The 17,881-nt window shown below is 34.4% G+C and carries 15 protein-coding genes; 11 read left to right on the top strand and 4 right to left on the bottom strand.

Annotated features, from left to right (window positions below):
* Positions 1-23 precede the first annotated feature (23 nt).
* From H6X70_RS08210 to H6X70_RS08200, 3 genes are all read right to left on the bottom strand, one after another.
* A complete protein-coding gene (locus tag H6X70_RS08210; RefSeq protein ID WP_194767196.1) occupies positions 24-719 on the bottom strand; it encodes a lysoplasmalogenase family protein in 696 nt (231 codons plus the stop codon).
* A gap of 307 nt (positions 720-1,026) precedes the next feature.
* Positions 1,027-2,202, bottom strand: a complete 1,176-nt coding sequence (locus H6X70_RS08205) for a putative sugar nucleotidyl transferase (RefSeq protein ID WP_194767195.1) — start codon at positions 2,200-2,202, stop codon at positions 1,027-1,029.
* 155 nt (positions 2,203-2,357) lie between these two features.
* The gene (locus H6X70_RS08200; protein WP_194767194.1) at positions 2,358-2,609 is read right to left on the bottom strand and encodes a type B 50S ribosomal protein L31; all 252 of its coding nucleotides are present in this window, start codon (positions 2,607-2,609) and stop codon (positions 2,358-2,360) included.
* Positions 2,610-2,767: 158 nt separating this feature from the next.
* Here H6X70_RS08200 and H6X70_RS08195 point away from each other — a divergent pair, with 158 nt between their 5' ends.
* The 7 genes from H6X70_RS08195 to H6X70_RS08165 all read left to right on the top strand — a co-directional run bounded on the left by H6X70_RS08195 (position 2,768) and on the right by H6X70_RS08165 (position 10,158).
* A complete protein-coding gene (locus H6X70_RS08195) occupies positions 2,768-3,301 on the top strand; it encodes a DUF4199 domain-containing protein (RefSeq protein ID WP_194767193.1) in 534 nt (177 codons plus the stop codon).
* A 38-nt stretch (positions 3,302-3,339) separates the two neighbouring features.
* Positions 3,340-4,290 (top strand): glycosyltransferase family 2 protein, encoded by a 951-nt coding sequence (locus H6X70_RS08190; protein WP_194767209.1) that lies wholly within the window; start codon positions 3,340-3,342, stop codon positions 4,288-4,290.
* A gap of 119 nt (positions 4,291-4,409) precedes the next feature.
* Positions 4,410-6,140: a phospho-sugar mutase gene (locus H6X70_RS08185; protein WP_194767192.1), complete on the top strand. Its 1,731-nt coding sequence runs from the start codon at positions 4,410-4,412 to the stop codon at positions 6,138-6,140.
* The gene (locus tag H6X70_RS08180) at positions 6,140-7,972 is read left to right on the top strand and encodes an ABC transporter ATP-binding protein (RefSeq protein WP_194767191.1); all 1,833 of its coding nucleotides are present in this window, start codon (positions 6,140-6,142) and stop codon (positions 7,970-7,972) included. The genes H6X70_RS08185 and H6X70_RS08180 overlap by 1 nt, the downstream gene beginning before the upstream one ends.
* A 652-nt stretch (positions 7,973-8,624) precedes the next feature.
* Positions 8,625-9,167 carry an RNA polymerase sigma factor gene (locus H6X70_RS08175; protein ID WP_194767190.1) on the top strand — a complete coding sequence of 181 codons (543 nt, stop codon included), beginning with the start codon at positions 8,625-8,627 and terminating at the stop codon, positions 9,165-9,167.
* 33 nt (positions 9,168-9,200) lie between these two features.
* Entirely contained in the window at positions 9,201-9,710 is a 510-nt protein-coding gene (locus H6X70_RS08170; protein WP_194767189.1) for a hypothetical protein, read from the top strand.
* 7 nt (positions 9,711-9,717) lie between these two features.
* Entirely contained in the window at positions 9,718-10,158 is a 441-nt protein-coding gene (locus H6X70_RS08165; RefSeq protein WP_194767188.1) for a sensor of ECF-type sigma factor, read from the top strand.
* 5 nt (positions 10,159-10,163) lie between these two features.
* On the opposite strand, the gene H6X70_RS08160 is transcribed toward H6X70_RS08165, so the two are convergent.
* Entirely contained in the window at positions 10,164-11,306 is a 1,143-nt protein-coding gene (locus H6X70_RS08160; protein ID WP_194767187.1) for a WD40/YVTN/BNR-like repeat-containing protein, read from the bottom strand.
* A gap of 138 nt (positions 11,307-11,444) precedes the next feature.
* On the opposite strand from H6X70_RS08160, the gene H6X70_RS08155 reads away from it, so the two are divergent.
* From H6X70_RS08155 to purL, 4 genes are all read left to right on the top strand, one after another.
* Positions 11,445-12,659, top strand: a complete 1,215-nt coding sequence (locus tag H6X70_RS08155; protein ID WP_194767186.1) for an RsmB/NOP family class I SAM-dependent RNA methyltransferase — start codon at positions 11,445-11,447, stop codon at positions 12,657-12,659.
* Positions 12,660-12,665: 6 nt separating this feature from the next.
* On the top strand, positions 12,666-13,199 hold the full coding sequence (locus H6X70_RS08150; RefSeq protein WP_194767185.1) for a hypothetical protein: 534 nt from the start codon (positions 12,666-12,668) through the stop codon (positions 13,197-13,199).
* A 308-nt stretch (positions 13,200-13,507) separates the two neighbouring features.
* Positions 13,508-13,882 carry a cupin domain-containing protein gene (locus tag H6X70_RS08145; RefSeq protein WP_194767184.1) on the top strand — a complete coding sequence of 125 codons (375 nt, stop codon included), beginning with the start codon at positions 13,508-13,510 and terminating at the stop codon, positions 13,880-13,882.
* A gap of 261 nt (positions 13,883-14,143) precedes the next feature.
* Entirely contained in the window at positions 14,144-17,845 is a 3,702-nt protein-coding gene (gene purL / locus H6X70_RS08140; RefSeq protein WP_194767183.1) for a phosphoribosylformylglycinamidine synthase, read from the top strand.
* Positions 17,846-17,881 lie beyond the last annotated feature (36 nt).

Below are 17,881 nucleotides of genomic sequence, written 5' to 3'. Positions count from 1 at the left end.
AAAATATAGTTCCAAAAACACCTTTAAAAATAATTTTTAGGCTCTATTCTTTTTTCGGTAATCATACCATATACCATTAAATAAATACCCGTACCGTAAAAAAACATAATAAAAAAGTCTTGATAAAGTACATCGCCTTTAAAGGTGTTTATAATAGTTATCCCTTCTGAAACCATATAGCATAACACCCCTGCTAACACAAAAAGATAACTTTTTTTATCGACCACCTCTTTTCTGAGATAAGCAAACTGACATAAAAGCAGGGAAATAAAATAACTAAAAAGCGCAAACAGAAAATAGCTTCCCAAACCATCATGTATATATAAAACCAATACAACGGTATAAATAAAAATAACAATTGAAAATGGTATTAATCGACTTACTTTAAAATCGGAGGTGTGCGAAAAACGAAAACATAAAAACACTTTTGCTATAGTATAAACAACAAAACTTGATATTAAAAGCGTAACATTCGCTCTATTAATAATTAATAAATCTGCTACAAAAAAGCTAAATAAAGCAAGCATGACCCAAAAATAATTACGTCCCTCTGTAGCCGTATGGTTGTAATAATAGAATAAAATGATTAGAAATATGGTTGGCGGCTTAGAAATAAAACGATAAGGCCAAGGCAGATTTGTTTTAACAATAGTATCTATAAGCAGCATTATAAAAAAAAGTATAGCAAACTTTTTTTTATCCTTAATAATGGTTAGCATATCATAAGATTTGGAAATAATTTTGAATGCATTTAATTACTGCTTACAATTTCATTCCTGCACAAATTACAAAAATTTTACTAACTCAATTAAAAAAAGAAATCAATTTCGATGTCTGCACACAAAACACCAAACATAACAATAATTTGCACTGCTATAGTAGGTTATTATTAAATCTATTTAGATACAACATACCACAACGGATGTCGCGTTAGGGATTGAGGCATTTGTTGAAGCTCTTTTTTGTTTTTCTCAAAAAAAGCGACTGCCGAACGCCCGACCTTTAGGTAACGCCCAAAATATCATGCTAATCGCGTCTGAACTTTTTAGTGTCTTCGAAAACATGCTCGAGAATGGCTTTATCTTGCTCTGTAATCTTTAGATCGCGCCTAGACATAACTACTTTGGCAACTTCGAAGGCTTTTTTGGTTAAATATGTTGTAAAACCGCTGCTACCACCCCAACTAAAACTAGGCACAAAATTTCTTGGAAAACCACTGCCAAAAATATTGGCACTAACCCCAATAACGGTACCCGTATTAAACATGGTATTGATGCCACATTTACTATGATCGCCCATCATAAGGCCACAAAATTGCAAGCCTGTTTTGGCAAAACCTTCGGTTTGGTAGTCCCATAAACGTACTTCGGCGTAGTTGTTTTTTAAATTGGAATTGTTGGTGTCTGCACCCAAATTACACCATTCGCCAAGCACCGAATTTCCTAAAAAGCCATCGTGCCCTTTGTTTGAGAAACCAAATAAAACCGAATTATTAACCTCGCCACCAATTTTACTAAATGGTCCTACGGTTGTTGGTCCGTAAATTTTAGCCCCCATTTTTACAATAGAACCTTCGCATAAGGCAAAAGGCCCACGAATAATCGAACCTTCCATAATTTCGGCATTTCTACCAATATATATAGGACCTTTACTTGCGTTTAGGGTTGTAAACTCTAGAGTTGCGCCAGGTTCCAAAAAGATATTTTCGGCAGCAATAACATTATTACTGGATGGGATAGGTTGCGATTTTCTGCCATCTGTAATTAAATCGAAATCTTCTTGAATGGCTTCTCCATTTTTTGAGAAGATATCCCAAGTGTTGTTTATTTGGATGGTGTCTTCTTTAAATTCGATAGCTTCATAAGCATCGAAATCGATATCTTCTTGGGCTTCTTTTGTAAAAAATGCAATCACATCATCACCATTAAAAATGGCTTGATTTTCTTGAAGATCTTTAATCATCTCCACCAATTCTAGATTAGGAAGGTAGGATGCATTAATCATCACGTTTTCTTCCATTTCTACCATGGGATATTTGTCTGCTAAATAATCTTCGGTTACTGTTGTTGTAGTACAATCTAAAAAAGATTCCCACTTTTCTCTGATGGTTAAAATTCCAACACGAATATCGGCAACAGGTCGTGTAAAAGTAAAAGGTAATAAACTATTACGCGAAGGACCATCAAAAAGGATATAATTCATTATTCAGCAAAAGTTAAATTTAAAAGTTAAAGGGTTTCGCTCTAACTTTTTAGATTTTGATTATTTCGATATCAAAAGTAGGGTAATTGAATAAAATAAAAAAGCCTCTCTACAATTATAGAAAGGCTTTTTTTGAAATATATTTTAGGCTAAAATTATTTTTTAAATTTAGCGTATTTAGTTTTGAATTTATCAATTCTACCAGCTGTATCTACTAATTTAGATTTACCTGTATAGAAAGGGTGCGATGTTCTAGAAATCTCCATTTTTACTAATGGATATTCAACGCCATCAACTTCAAGAGTTTCGTTAGTATCTGCTGTAGACTTTGTTAAAAAAACGTCATCATTAGACATATCTTTAAACGCTACTAATCTATAATTTTCTGGGTGTATACCTTTTCTCATCGCTAAAATGCTTTTATTACTTTCAATTTTGGAGTGCAAATTTAGTTATTTTTTACAACTGTACAATACTTTTTTTATTTTTTATTTCGATTTCAAATGTAACGATTTACTATATTTGAATACTAACAGAAAATAACCCACCAAAAATATTAAAAATAATGGAAAAATCTTTAAAATCTGTCGCAGTTAATTTTGGGCTTTATTTAGGCATCACATTAGCTTTAATTACTGTTTTGGCCTACGCCATAAACTTAGATTTATACACCCAAATATGGTTTGGATTAACCATTTTAGGCATCATTATAGTTGCAGGAATCGTCTCTGCTGTAAAGGCTAAAAAAGCTAACGGTGGTTTTTTATCTTTTAAAAACACCTTTACGGCTTATTTTATAACGGTGTTAATAGGTATTGTAATAAGTGCTATTGTTAGTATTATTGTTTTCAATTTTGTAGACCCTGAAGCTTCAAATGAATTACAAGAAAAAATAGTAAACACACAAATTGATCGATTAAAAGGATTTAATGTCCCTGCTGAAGCTATAGAAGAAACCGTTGAGAAATTAGAAGCTCAAGGGAATATGTATTCTATTTCTAATGTAGCCCAATCTATTGTGTGGCAACTGTTAGGTTTTAGTGTTATCGGATTAATTGTTGCTGCGGCTATTAAAAAAAATAAGCCAGAGGCGGAATAAATTCTGTATTTTTGAATAATATTTTCGAAAATACTCAAATGAACATATCTGTAGTTATACCACTACTTAACGAACAAGAATCCTTACCAGAATTACACGATTGGATTGTAAAAGTAATGCAAGCCCATCAATATTCGTACGAAATCATCTTTATTGACGACGGTAGTACCGATGATTCTTGGCAAACCATTTCAAAATTATCTACTCAAAATCCGCATGTTAAAGGCATTCGTTTTTTAAAAAATTACGGAAAATCGCAAGCACTTCATGCGGGTTTTGAAAAAGCTCAAGGCAAAGTGGTTATTACCATGGATGCTGATTTGCAAGACAACCCTGATGAAATTCCAGAACTTTACGAAATGATTAAAACCGATGGTTTTGATTTGGTTTCGGGCTGGAAAAAGAAACGTTACGATTCGGTACTTTCAAAAAATCTACCTTCAAAACTCTTTAATTGGGCAGCTAGAAAAACTTCTGGCGTTAAATTAAACGATTTTAATTGCGGTTTAAAAGCCTACAAACACGATGTTGTAAAGCATATTGATGTACATGGCGAAATGCATCGCTACATTCCTGTGCTTTCTAAAAATGCTGGTTTTACTAAAATTGGCGAAAAAGTGGTGCAACATCAAGCTAGAAAATATGGCGTTACCAAATTTGGTATAGACCGTTTTCTTCATGGGTTTCTCGATTTAATTACCATTTGGTTTTTATCGCGATTTGGCAAACGCCCCATGCATTTATTTGGTGCTTTAGGCGCTACCATGATTACCATTGGTTTTGCTTTTGCTTTTTATCTGGGGCTAGATAAACTAATTTTAAATCCTACTGGACGATTGCTAACCCAGCGTCCGCAATTTTATATTTCGCTTGTAACCATGATTATTGGAACCCAATTTTTTGTTGCAGGTTTCGTCGCCGAATTAATTTTAAGAACCAAACAGGATAAAAAACGCTATACCATTAAAAAAGAAATTAATTTAAATTAATCTATTTTTCAAGAACACATATAAAAATCAACCTCGCATTTTGTATATGTTTTCTTTAATAAACAATTAAATAAAAAACGGAATTACTTATTTTTGTATTCCTTTATTTAACAACACTTATGATACACATTGAACCAAAAATTTTAGAAAGAATAAACACCTGGTTAACGCCAGCTTTTGATACGGAGACGCAAAACACCATTAAAGATAGCATTGCGCATAATCCTAAAGATATTCAAGAAAGTTTTTACAAAGACTTAGAATTTGGAACCGGCGGTATGCGAGGCATTATGGGTGTTGGCACAAACCGTATTAACAAATATACCCTTGGAAAAAGCACACAAGGTTTAAGCGATTATTTACACAAACAATTCCCTAACGAAACACCAAAAGCTGTTATTGCTTACGATTGCAGACACAATAGTAAGTCATTAGCCAAAGTGGTTGCCGATGTGTTTTCTGCAAATGGTATTGAAGTTTATTTATTTGAAGATTTACGTCCAACCCCAGAATTATCGTTTGCCGTAAAACATTTAAACTGCCACTGTGGTATTGTGTTAACCGCATCGCACAACCCACCAGAATACAATGGCTATAAAGTGTATTGGCAAGACGGTGGCCAATTAGTACCACCGCATGACAATGGCGTTATCGACCAAATTAACACGGTAGATTATGCCAATATTAAATTTGAAGCTAACGACAGCCTGATTCATTTTATTGGTGAAGAAGTTGATAATGTGTTCATAGATGCTTCAGTAAAAAACGGAAGCGTTGGTGCCACGCAAGCAGCCAAAGATGATTTAACTATTGTTTTTACTTCGCTTCACGGTACATCCATTACTGCTGTGCCAGAAACCTTAAAACGTGCTGGTTATAAAAACGTTCATATTGTAAAGGAACAAGAAGTACCTAATGGTGATTTTCCAACGGTTAAATCTCCAAACCCAGAAGAGCCTGCTGCTTTAAAAATGGCTTTAGAGCTTGCTGAAAAAGTTAATGCAGATATTGTTATTGGCACCGATCCAGATTGCGATCGTTTAGGGGTTGCTGTTCGAAATTCAGACAATGAATTACAACTGCTTAACGGAAATCAAACCATGTTAATGATGACTGATTTCTTACTGAAACAATGGAAAGCTGAAGGTAAAATAAAAGGTAAAGAATTTATTGCTTCAACCATTGTATCGACTCCTATTTTAAGCAAATTAGCTGAAGCTTACCAAGTTGACAGCAAAATTGTTTTAACTGGTTTTAAATGGATTGCTAAACTAATACACGATTTCCCAGAATTGGATTTCATTGGTGGTGGCGAGGAAAGTTTCGGTTTTATGGTGGGCGATTTTGTTCGCGATAAAGATGCTGTAACCTCTACCCTATTAGCTTGCGAAATTGCAGCCATTTCAAAATCGAAAGGCAGCTCATTTTTCAACGAATTAATAAACCTTTATGTAGAACACGATTTTTATAAAGAGAAGTTAGTTTCTTTAACTAAAAAAGGGATTGAAGGTGCCGAAGAAATTAAACAAATGATGGTGGATGCTAGAGAAAATCCACTAAAAATCATCAACGGTTCTAAAGTTGTAAAAATTGAAGACTACGATTTATCTATCGCTAAAAACATGCTAACGGGTGAAGAAAGCGCTATTACAGTACCTAAATCAAATGTATTAATTTATTACACTGAAGACGGTAGCCAGGTAGCTTTAAGACCAAGTGGTACCGAACCAAAAATAAAATTCTACGTTAGCGTAAACACCGCTTTAAATACTGTAAACGATTTTAAATCTACTGAAGCACAGCTTGACGCTAAAGCGGAAGCCATTTTAAAAGATATGAATCTTATTTAATGAATCATTTTTTAAACTTATTAAGGTACGCAATACCTTATAAAAAATTTGCAATCGGGCATATTATATCCAATATATTTTATGCCTTATTCGGAACACTTTCTTTTGTGGCCTTAATACCTATGTTGGATATTTTGTTTAAACCAAAGGAGTTAAATGCAGCGCCATTAGTTAAACCTGTTTACGAAGGCATTTCTACAATAGACGATTATGGCAAAGATTTCTTAGCCTATGAAGTGAGTCGCTATTCGGCCAACGATCCCCAAAAAGCATTGCTTATGGTGGTTGGGCTAATTATCGTTTTATTCCTTTTAAAGAATATTTTTGGCTATTTAGCCAACTATTTCATGGTTTTCCTAAGAAACGGTGTGGTTCGTGACTTAAGAACTGCGGTATACAAAAAAACAGTAAGTTTACCGCTCTCCTATTTTTCCGATCAGAAAAAAGGCGATATCATGTCGCGTGTCACTTCCGATGTTTCTACCTTACAATACTCCATGCTTCCCGTGTTAGAACTCATTGCCAGAGAACCGCTAATGATTATTTTCACCGTTGGAACCATGTTTATTTTAAGTCCGCAATTAACCCTGTTCGTCTTTATTTTCATCCCCATATCTGGAATTATCATCTCTAGAATTGGTAAAAGTTTAAAACGAAAATCGGATCGGGTTCAAAAGGAACAAGGTAATATTCTTTCTATTTTAGAAGAAACCCTTACAGGACTTCGAATTATTAAAGGTTTTAATGCTGAAGATAAATTCAATAAAAAGTTTGAAGATTCATCTGATCGTTCTTACCATTTTTCAAACAAACTATTAAATCGTCAAAATTTAGCATCGCCTACCAGTGAATTTTTAGGTATTTTGGTGATTGCTATTTTACTATGGTATGGTGGTAAATTGGTATTAATCGATCAAACTTTAGACGGCAGTTCCTTCATCGCATTTATGGGTCTAGCCTACAATATTATGGTACCTGCCAAAGCAATTTCTCGTGGTATTTACAACGTGAAACAAGGTAGCGCTTCCGCGGAAAGAATTCAGGAAATTATCGATACACCCAATCCTTTAGAGGATATTGATAATGCCATAATTAAGCAAGGTTTCGATTCTGAAATCGTCTTCAAAAATGTCTCTTTTAAATATAAAGATGATTATGTTTTGAAGAATTTCAGCTTAACCATTCCAAAAGGAAAAACAGTCGCGCTGGTTGGACAATCTGGTAGTGGAAAATCTACCATCGCCAACCTAATAACACGTTTTTACGATGTAAATGAAGGCGAAATTTTAATGGATGGCATAAACATTAAGGATTTAGACACAAAATCCTTACGAAGTCAATTGGGTATTGTTACTCAAGACGCTATTTTGTTTAACGACACTATTAAAAACAACCTTAAATTAGGAAATGATAAAGCTAGCGATGCAGATGTTATTGAAGCTTTAAAAATAGCAAACGCATGGGAATTTGTTGAAGCTCTTCCTGAAACCATTGAAACCAATATTGGCGATGCTGGAAATAAACTTTCTGGCGGACAAAAACAACGATTAAGTATTGCACGTGCCGTACTTAAAAGTCCTCCTGTTATGGTTTTAGACGAAGCAACCTCGGCTTTAGATACCGAAAGCGAACGCTTGGTTCAAGTGGCTTTAGAGAACATGATGAAAAACCGAACGTCTATTGTGATTGCGCATAGACTTTCAACCATTCAAAATGCCGATGAAATTGTGGTTTTAAACAAAGGCGAAATTGTTGAACAAGGAAAACACAGTGCCCTTTTAGACCAAAAAGGCGTGTATCAAAAACTTGTTGCTATGCAAAGCTTTGAGTAAAATCGATATATTTTCAGAATAAACTTAAAGGTCTTAAAAAGATAGAGTCGAAAAAGTTTTTTTTTTTATAAAACATCATTAGGGTTTATATTCAATAGAAACTCTTCTGAATTATTGATTATTTTTTACAACGAGGTTTTTACGGCCTATCGAAAATTTATCGTGAAATTTGAAGTGAAAACACCGTGAAATTTCAGGCTGTCTGAGCTAAACGAGTTTTTAAATTCACCTCAAATTATCATAGCGAGTTCGTGAAATTTAGGTGTCGAACGAAAAATTTAGATAAAAGTTCGTAAGCCTAGATTTTTTTGGTTCGTTTTTTCATCAATGGAAAAAATGAACAACAAGATTATTTATTTAGGACGGGAATGGTCTTAAAATTAAAAAAGGATAGAAGTTATACTTGCTATCCTTTTTTTGTTCGTGTTAGACTTGGGGACGACTAACAACACAGTTAAATTTCGAATCAAAAATAGGATATAAAAACTTATCCTACAAGAAAAAATGTACTTAATCGTGATTTTTTTACAGTTTACCGAATAAAAGACAAAAACCCTCTGATTTTATAAAGATTACAATTAAAGGTTAAACTGAAATCATATCAATTAAACTTTTAGTAATTTTAGGCATCTAAAAAAGTAAACGATTATTAGTGACGGACGAAACAAAACTTATAGAACAACTAAAATCTGATCACCAAAAAGAACAAGCCTTTAAAGAATTGCTTGCGCTTTACAAAGAACGTCTGTATTGGCATATTCGAAACATCGTAAAATCGCACGACGATACCGACGATGTACTACAAAACACTTTTATAAAAATTTATAAAAACATCCATAACTTTAAAGGAGATAGTAAATTATTTTCATGGATGTACCGCATTGCTACCAACGAATCGCTAACTTTTTTAAGCAAAAAATCGAAAAAATTACACATCACCAACGAGGAACTTCAAAATAGCACCATTAACAATTTAAGATCCGATGTTTATTTTGAAGGGAACGCCATTCAATTAAAATTACAACAAGCCATTGCAACACTTCCGGAAAAGCAACAATTGGTTTTTAATATGAAGTATTTTGAAGATTTGAAATATAAAGACATGGCAGAGATTTTAAACACAAGTGAAGGCTCTTTAAAAGCCTCATACCATATTGCTGTAAAAAAAATTGAAGCTTATTTAACCCAAGATTAAACCATTACAAAAAATTGAAGTCTTATAAATAAGATGAAAACAAATAAATTACATACTATAAAATCGGCTGGGTTTAATACCCCAAAAGATTATTTTGAAACTTTCGAAGACAAACTTTTCGATAAGTTAAAAAATGAAGCGGTTTTAAATGAAAAAGTACAAAGTGGCTTTAAAGCACCAAAAAATTACTTTGAAACTTTAGATACCAACATCTTACAGGCTGTCGAAGATTCTAAAAAAACAACAAAAGTAATTCCGCTTTTCAGCAAAAAAACAATCCTGTACGCATCAACTATTGCAGCAGCCATTGCTCTTTTCTTTGGTTTGTCTATTTTTGATTCCAAACCTTCTTTTGATGCTTTAGACGCTCAAACAATGGAAAACTATATTTTAAATGAAAACATCAGCACATCAGAAATAGCATCGCTTTTTACAGATGAAGAATTGAATGAGAATCTATTTTCCGAGCATAATTTTGATGACGAAAACTTAGAAGAATACCTCATAAATCATGCTGATATTGAAACCTTAATTACAGAATAAACAAAACATGAAAAACATATTCCTCATATTATTTCTATTCACATCGCTACAAATAGTCGCTCAAAAAAACGATAAAGACCGTATTAAAGCCCTAAAAGTTGCTTTTATTACCGAAAGATTGGATTTAACGCCTAAAGAAGCCCAAGAATTCTGGCCTGTTTACAATGCATACGAAGATAACACCAACCAAATTAAGCATCAAGAATTAAGAGAAATTCGTAGCGACATTCGAACTGGTTACGACAGTATGTCTGATGAAAAAGCAGATGAATTAATCAAAAAATTAAATAAAGCAGAAATTCAACTACACAAACTACGTGTTGATTTTTCTAAAGATCTTTCAAAAATATTACCATCAAAAAAAATCATTCTACTAAAAGCTTCAGAAGAAGACTTTAGAAGAAAAATGTTTGATGAATTTAAAAAAAGAAGAGGTGAAAAACGCTAAAACTTCTAGTAGTCTTCTTCTCTAAAAGTTAGTTTAGATATTTTTCCATCACCCGCAGCATAGGCTATCGAATCGTTTAAAAAACGAAACGTATAAAAGCCAGCATCACTTAAATGCGTCCAAGTATCACCAGAATCCTTACTAAAATCTATACCATTAAAACTGGTTGCAATTAGAGCTTTTCCGCCATTATTTGGCACATATTGCACACAACTGCTGTAACCAGGTAATTGATTTTCGGCGACAAGCTCCCAAGTTTTACCACCATTGGAAGTTCTTATTTTATTCGCAACATTTTGCTCCGGATTCTTAAAATCGCCACCTATTGCAAAACCATGTTTAGCATCGTAAAAATCAATGGAATAAATCCCTTCGGTATCACTGCCTTTTGCTATTGGCGTTTTAACACGACTCCAAGTTAATCCACGATCTTCAGAACTGTATATATTGCCATGTGTAGTACCAAACCATACCTTATTACCTAAAACTTTAATATTGGTATTACTCGCTGCAAAGGCACCTTCTCCAGCTTCAGCCTGTGGTAATTGGGAACAATCTAATTTCTTCCAAGTAGCCCCACCATCGCGTGTAATAATAACAGACATACAACCATTTACACTATCGCCAATCGCAATACCGTCTTTATCATCCCAAAAGGTCATAGCATCATAAAAAACACCTTCACCTTCTTCTTTATACACTAAAGTCATTCTGCCATTCGAGCCTGTTTTGTAAAGCAACGCAGGACTTTCAATAGTTAACATGAAAAAATCTTGAGCCGTATGCCCAGTCGCTCTAAAATTCAAATTCAAATCATCTTGCTTTTTTGTAGAGGTTTGCCACATGCCTGTTTTAGGATCGTTTAAACCAAAAAGACCATTGTTTGCTGCAAAAGCCAAACTTTTATCATTTAGAATTTCTAAAGTTCTCACACTTACCGCAGCATCTCTAAAAATACCTTCTATAGCAACCGAAGCCACATCGCGCACCACAATTGGTTTTTCAAGAATCACCCGAACTTCTTCTTCAACTGGGGTTTCATCAACAATAGGAGTTTCAACCACAACAGGGGTTTCTTCAACAGTTTTAGATTCATTTTTACAATTAAAAAATAATGTTACTAAGGCAATCCAAGCAAAATGTTTCATCTAGAAAATAAATTTTTTATAAAAATAGAAAAGCACAGCCAACTAAAGGCAAGCTTTTTATAAAATAAATAGAGATACATTTAAAACATTCGAGAAATCGTAGCAATTAACGTAACTTTGCAGCTTTATTTATACAAGATGCGATTACACAGAAATTTATGCTTTGCCGTTGTTGATGGCTTAACCTTAATATTTAATGAAGGCAAGTACGCCGATAAAGTGATACAACAACTTTTAAAACGTGATAAACGTTGGGGCGCTCGCGACAGAGGTTTTGTTGCCGAGACCACTTACGATATTGTACGCTGGAAACGCCTATATGCTGAAATTGCTGAAGTTAAAGCACCTTTCGACAGAGATAATATTTGGCGCATGTTTGCTGTTTGGGCGACTTTAAGAGGTATAAAATTACCCGATTGGAAATATTTTGAAAATGTGCCATTACGAAAAATAAAAGGGCGTTTTGATGAACTTTCTAAAATTAGAAAATTCAAAGAATCGATTCCAGATTGGCTGGATGAACTTGGTGTTAAAGAACTAGGCAAAGCATTCTGGACCCTAGAAATGGCTGCACTTAACGAGCAAGCCGATGTGATTTTAAGAGTAAACACCCTAAAAACCACCAAAGAGAAGTTACAAACCGAATTATTTGATTTGGATATTGAAACTGATTTTATAGAAGGCTATCCAAATGCTTTAAAACTAAAAGAACGTGCTAATGTTTTTAGCACCGAAGCTTTTAAAAATGGTCATTTTGAGGTTCAAGATGCTTCATCTCAACTGGTTGCCGAGTTTTTAGATGTTAAACCAGGTATGCGCGTTGTAGACACTTGTGCTGGTGCAGGCGGTAAAACCTTGCACATTGCCTCTTTAATGGAAAATAAAGGGCAAATTATTGCCATGGATATTTATGCCAATAAATTACATGAATTAAAACGTCGTGCCAAACGTAATGGCGCTCACAATATAGAACCACGCGCCATAGATTCGACTAAAGTGATTAAAAAACTTTACGATAAGGCCGACCGTGTTTTAATTGATGCACCTTGTTCAGGACTTGGTGTATTACGTAGAAATCCTGATGCCAAATGGAAACTTCAACCAGATTTTGTTGAAAAAATAAAGAAAACGCAACAGGAAATTTTACAGCAATATTCTAAAATGGTTAAAGCTGGCGGACAATTAGTTTACGCAACTTGTTCGGTTTTACCTTCCGAAAACCAAGAACAAGTAGCTATTTTCTTAAAATCTGAGGCTGGAGCAAATTTTACTTTAATAAAAGACAAAAAAGTATCGGCACATAAATCTGGATTCGACGGATTTTATATGGCGCAATTAGAAAGGAAAAGTTAGTTGCACATGGCAAAACTATTTAAGCCTATATATTTTTTAAATATATTATTGATTATTTTGGGGTGTTCGTCCTCCGACGACAAAGATTGCACGAAAACAATTATAGTACAACCTGAATACGAAATTATAGGTCCGCAGGGTACAACTTTAATTCCTGAAATTAAACAAGAAATCCCTTGTGATTCTCCAGAACCTGATCCTGTAAAACCGATTATAGAAGGCAATGTATTAACCAACTTTAGTTATGATGTACTGAGTTTTGAATATACACCTGACACAGGAAATAACACGAGTAGAATACAGTTTGAAATAAAACTTAATAATCCGAATAATTTTATAGTTAGAGGAACTCCAATATTAACTATAAACAGTGATAATATACAATTTTCAACAAGTTATTCTGCCGATGCTACAGAAGCCTGCCATGAAATTCAAGCTAACTCCAGTTGTGTTTTAGTATATAATAAAGAAACTCCTATAGACCCAAACTTAGGAACACCTAATAAATTCGAATTAGTTTCCGTGAAATACGTTCTCTAAAAAAGTATTTATAGTTCTCTTTAGTTTATTATAAAAACCTAAAAATCCTGATACCAAAGTATTAGGATTTTTTTTGGTTTAAATCTAAGCGATATTTTAAGATTTCATGATTTAAAAACGACACGATTTTAGAACTTTATAATTAAACACAAAGCTCTTGAATCCACCCAGATAAGTGGTTAACCACCACTACAAAAAGACTTTATGACGCAAATATTATCATAAAATCTTAACACTTCCTTCTCTATTTTTCAAAAATGCCTTACCTTGCTGGCGTCATTTATAATTATAATAATAAAACATAAAAAATGGAAAGATTTAGTGAAAAATACATCATCTCAAAAGATTTAGAATGGGAAGAACTTGGTGGCGGCGTATCAAGAAAATTTTTAGGTTACGATAACCAAATCATGATGGTAAAAGTAAAATTTGAGAAAGGTGCTTTAGGTTCTCCGCATCAACACTTTCACACCCAAGCTACTTTTTGTGTTTCTGGTAAATTTGAATTTGAAATTGATGGTGTAAAACAAATCGTTGAGGCCGGAGATGGTGTTTATATCGAACCAAATTTATTACACAGTGCCGTTTGTTTAGAAGAAGGCATGCTAATCGACACATTTAGCCCTGTAAGAGAAGATTTCTTAACTGGTGGGGGTGTATCTTACTTTGGAGACAAAGAGTAATAAAATAGTTTTCTTATAACAGTTTTTCATAAACTGTATATATATTAAAATCTCAGATTATTTTTAATCTGGGATTTTTTTTTACGAAAAGTTAGCACTGTAATGTTTAAGATTCTGTAAAAAAATTTCATCAACACGTAATAACATTTCATTGTTAAAAATACTGTTAATAACCATAATCGCTTTCAAATAAAAAGCCCTCTCAAATCATTAAAAATGTGTATTTTTGCATTTTTAAAACTCATACCTAATACATCTATAATGATTCATTTCTTTGGAAACGTAACCAGTAAAGTATTTGCTGTTCAAACAACAAAAGAATTATCAACCGAAACCATATCAAAATTAGTGTGGTTATTTGGCAACCAGCCAAAAATAGAGCAAGCATCATTGGATGCTTTTTTTGTTGGACCGCGTGCTGCCATGATAACGCCTTGGAGTACCAATGCTGTTGAAATTACTCAAAACATGGGGATTTCAGACATTATTAGAATTGAAGAATTTCAAGCTGTTGCTGAAGATTTCAAAGATTTTGACCCAATGATTTCTGAAAAATTTAAGGGTTTAAATCAAGAATCATTTACTATAAATATTAAGCCAGAACCTATTTTAAATATTGAAGATATTGCAGCTTACAACATCCAAGAAGGCTTATCATTAAGCGATGAAGAGGTTGCGTATTTGGAAGGTGTGGCTAAAAAAATTGGGCGTCCGTTAACGGATTCTGAAGTTTTCGGATTTTCACAAGTAAACTCAGAACACTGTCGTCATAAAATTTTCAACGGAACGTTTGTGATTGATGGCGAAGAAAAGCCTGTGTCGCTTTTCAAAATGATTAGAAAAACATCCGAAGCCCATCCTAACGATATTGTTTCGGCATATAAAGATAATGTGGCTTTTGTAAAAGGGCCAAAAGTGGAACAATTCGCGCCAAAACGTGCCGATATTCCTGATTACTATACCACTAAGGAGTTTGAATCTGTAATTTCGCTTAAAGCGGAAACTCACAACTTCCCTACTACGGTCGAGCCTTTTAACGGTTCTGCAACTGGTGCTGGTGGTGAAATTCGCGATAGATTGGCAGGCGGAAAAGGTTCTTTACCTTTAGCTGGAACTGCGGTTTACATGACCTCATATTCACGTTTAGAAGAAAACAGACCTTGGGAACAAAAGTTTGAAGCCAGAGATTGGTTGTACCAAACACCCATGGATATTTTAATAAAAGCATCAAACGGTGCGTCTGATTTTGGTAATAAATTCGGGCAACCGTTAATCTGTGGTTCGGTTTTAACCTTCGAACACGAAGAAAATACAAAAACTAGCACCTCAGCACCTAGAAAGCTTGGCTTTGATAAAGTGATTATGCAAGCTGGTGGTATTGGTTATGGTAAAAAAGAGCAAGCATTAAAAGACACGCCAAAAACAGGCGATAAAATTGTAATTCTTGGTGGTGAAAACTACCGCATTGGAATGGGGGGTGCTGCGGTATCATCGGCCGATACAGGAGAGTTTGCTTCAGGCATCGAGTTAAATGCCGTGCAACGTTCAAACCCTGAAATGCAAAAACGTGCAGCAAATGCCGTTCGTGGTATGGTTGAATCTGATGAAAACTTCATCGTTTCTATTCACGATCACGGTGCTGGTGGTCATTTAAACTGCCTTTCAGAATTGGTAGAAGATACAGGAGGAAAAATCGATTTAGATGCCCTTCCTGTTGGCGACCCAACCTTGTCTGATAAAGAAATTATTGGTAACGAATCTCAAGAACGTATGGGATTGGTTATTGCTGAAAAGCATATTGAAACCTTACATAAAATTGCAGATCGTGAACGTTCGCCAATGTACACCGTTGGTAATGTTACAGGCGATAATCGTTTTACATTCGAATCTAAAACCAACGGCCACAAACCAATGGATTTAGCTATGGAAGACATGTTTGGAAGTTCTCCAAAAACCGTGTTAACCGATAATACGATTACAAGAAATTATAAAAACTCTAGATATAAAACCAAAAATTTACAAATCTATTTAGAGCAAGTTTTACAACTGGAAGCAGTAGCTTGTAAAGATTGGTTAACAAATAAAGTAGACCGTTGTGTGGGTGGTAAAGTAGCCAAACAACAATGTGTGGGGCCTTTACAAATTCCTTTAAATAACGTTGGCGTTATGGCGTTAGATTTTAACGGTAAGGAAGGAGTAGCGACCTCAATTGGCCACTCACCAATTTCTGGATTAATTCATCCAGAAGCTGGTAGCCGAAATTCAATTACAGAGGCATTAACCAATATCGTTTGGGCGCCTTTAAAAGATAATTTAACTTCGGTTTCACTCTCTGCAAACTGGATGTGGCCTTGTAAAAACGAAGGTGAAGACGCGCGTTTATACAAAGCAGTACAGGCGGTTTCAGAATTTGCTATCGATTTAGGCATTAATGTTCCAACAGGAAAAGATTCGCTTTCCATGAAGCAAAAGTATCCTGATGGCGATGTTATTTCTCCGGGAACGGTTATTATTTCGGCAGCTGGAAATTGTAACGAAATCTCTAAAGTTGTAGAGCCAGTTTTAAAGCAAAATGGTCAAAACATCTATTATATTAATGTTTCTCAAGACGCTTTTAAATTAGGTGGAAGTTCTTTCAACCAAGTTTTAAACACCATTGGAAACGAAGCACCAGATGTAAAAAACACGGCCTTTGTAAAAAACACGTTTAATACCATTCAAAACTTAATTAAGGCCGATAAAATTACTTCGGGTCACGATGTGGCTTCAGGAGGTTTAATTACCACTTTATTAGAACTGTGTTTTGCTGATGTGAATTTGGGAGCCGATTTCGATTTATCTGCTTTAAACGAAGAAGATTCTATTAAAGTTTTATTTGCTGAAAATGCAGGACTTGTTTTCCAAGGTGATGCTTCAGTTGAAACCATTTTAACTGAAAACAACATTGAATTTTTCAACATAGGAACAGTAAATGATTCAGCAACAATAACCATCAAAAATAACGAGGATAGTTTCACTTTTGATGTTTCTAAAATGCGTGATGTTTGGTACAAAACTTCCTATTTATTAGATAAAAAGCAAACGGCAAATAATTTAGCTGAAGCACGATTTAATAATTTTAAAAATCAGCCTTTACACTATACTTTCCCAAAACATTTCACAGGGAAACTAAAAGATGTCACTTCGAGTGATTCGTCAAAAGCGAATCGTACCGAGAAGCCTAAAGCTGCTATTCTACGTGAAAAAGGATCTAACTCAGAGCGTGAAATGGCAAACGCCATGTATTTAGCTGGTTTTGATGTGAAAGATGTACACATGACCGATTTAATTTCTGGTCGTGAAACCTTAGAAGATATTCAGTTTTTAGGTGCCGTTGGTGGTTTCTCAAATTCAGATGTTTTAGGCTCTGCAAAAGGTTGGGCAGGTGCTATTAAATACAACGAAAAAGCCAATAAAGTAATTAAAGATTTCTTCGCTAGAGAAGACACTTTATCGGTTGGTATTTGTAATGGTTGCCAATTATGGATGGAATTAGATCTTATTAATCCAGAACATGAGATTCACGGAAAAATGGGGCATAACGATTCGCAAAAACACGAAAGTTCATTTACTTCGGTAAACATTCAAGAGAATAATTCGGTAATGCTTTCTACTTTAGCAGGCAGTACTTTAGGGGTTTGGATTTCGCATGGTGAAGGAAAATTTAATTTACCTTATTCTGAAGACAAATACCAAATTGTTGCTAAATACGGTTATGAAGGGTATCCTAATAACCCGAACGGCTCTGATTTTAACACCGCAATGTTATGCGATAAAACAGGCCGCCATTTAGTAACCATGCCACATATTGAGCGTTCTACATTCCAATGGAACTGGGCAAACTATCCAGACAACAGAAAAGACGAAGTAACGCCATGGCTGGAAGCATTTGTGAATGCTAGACTTTGGATAGAGAAGAAATAAATCGATTCTAATATATTTAAAAAGCTCTAACGTTAG

Source organism: Tamlana sp. I1, assembly GCF_015355625.1.
GTDB lineage: Bacteria > Bacteroidota > Bacteroidia > Flavobacteriales > Flavobacteriaceae > Pseudotamlana.
This window is presented reverse-complemented; position numbering and strand designations above follow the sequence as displayed.

Coding starts and splice junctions, on each gene's coding strand:
- H6X70_RS08210 (WP_194767196.1), bottom strand. CDS start 719: ATGCTAACCATTATTAAGGATAAAAAAAAGTTTGCTATACTTTTTTTT.
- H6X70_RS08205 (WP_194767195.1), bottom strand. CDS start 2,202: ATGAATTATATCCTTTTTGATGGTCCTTCGCGTAATAGTTTATTACCT.
- H6X70_RS08200 (WP_194767194.1), bottom strand. CDS start 2,609: ATGAGAAAAGGTATACACCCAGAAAATTATAGATTAGTAGCGTTTAAA.
- H6X70_RS08195 (WP_194767193.1), top strand. CDS start 2,768: ATGGAAAAATCTTTAAAATCTGTCGCAGTTAATTTTGGGCTTTATTTA.
- H6X70_RS08190 (WP_194767209.1), top strand. CDS start 3,340: ATGAACATATCTGTAGTTATACCACTACTTAACGAACAAGAATCCTTA.
- H6X70_RS08185 (WP_194767192.1), top strand. CDS start 4,410: ATGATACACATTGAACCAAAAATTTTAGAAAGAATAAACACCTGGTTA.
- H6X70_RS08180 (WP_194767191.1), top strand. CDS start 6,140: ATGAATCATTTTTTAAACTTATTAAGGTACGCAATACCTTATAAAAAA.
- H6X70_RS08170 (WP_194767189.1), top strand. CDS start 9,201: ATGAAAACAAATAAATTACATACTATAAAATCGGCTGGGTTTAATACC.
- H6X70_RS08165 (WP_194767188.1), top strand. CDS start 9,718: ATGAAAAACATATTCCTCATATTATTTCTATTCACATCGCTACAAATA.
- H6X70_RS08160 (WP_194767187.1), bottom strand. CDS start 11,306: ATGAAACATTTTGCTTGGATTGCCTTAGTAACATTATTTTTTAATTGT.
- H6X70_RS08155 (WP_194767186.1), top strand. CDS start 11,445: ATGCGATTACACAGAAATTTATGCTTTGCCGTTGTTGATGGCTTAACC.
- H6X70_RS08150 (WP_194767185.1), top strand. CDS start 12,666: ATGGCAAAACTATTTAAGCCTATATATTTTTTAAATATATTATTGATT.
- H6X70_RS08145 (WP_194767184.1), top strand. CDS start 13,508: ATGGAAAGATTTAGTGAAAAATACATCATCTCAAAAGATTTAGAATGG.
- purL (WP_194767183.1), top strand. CDS start 14,144: ATGATTCATTTCTTTGGAAACGTAACCAGTAAAGTATTTGCTGTTCAA.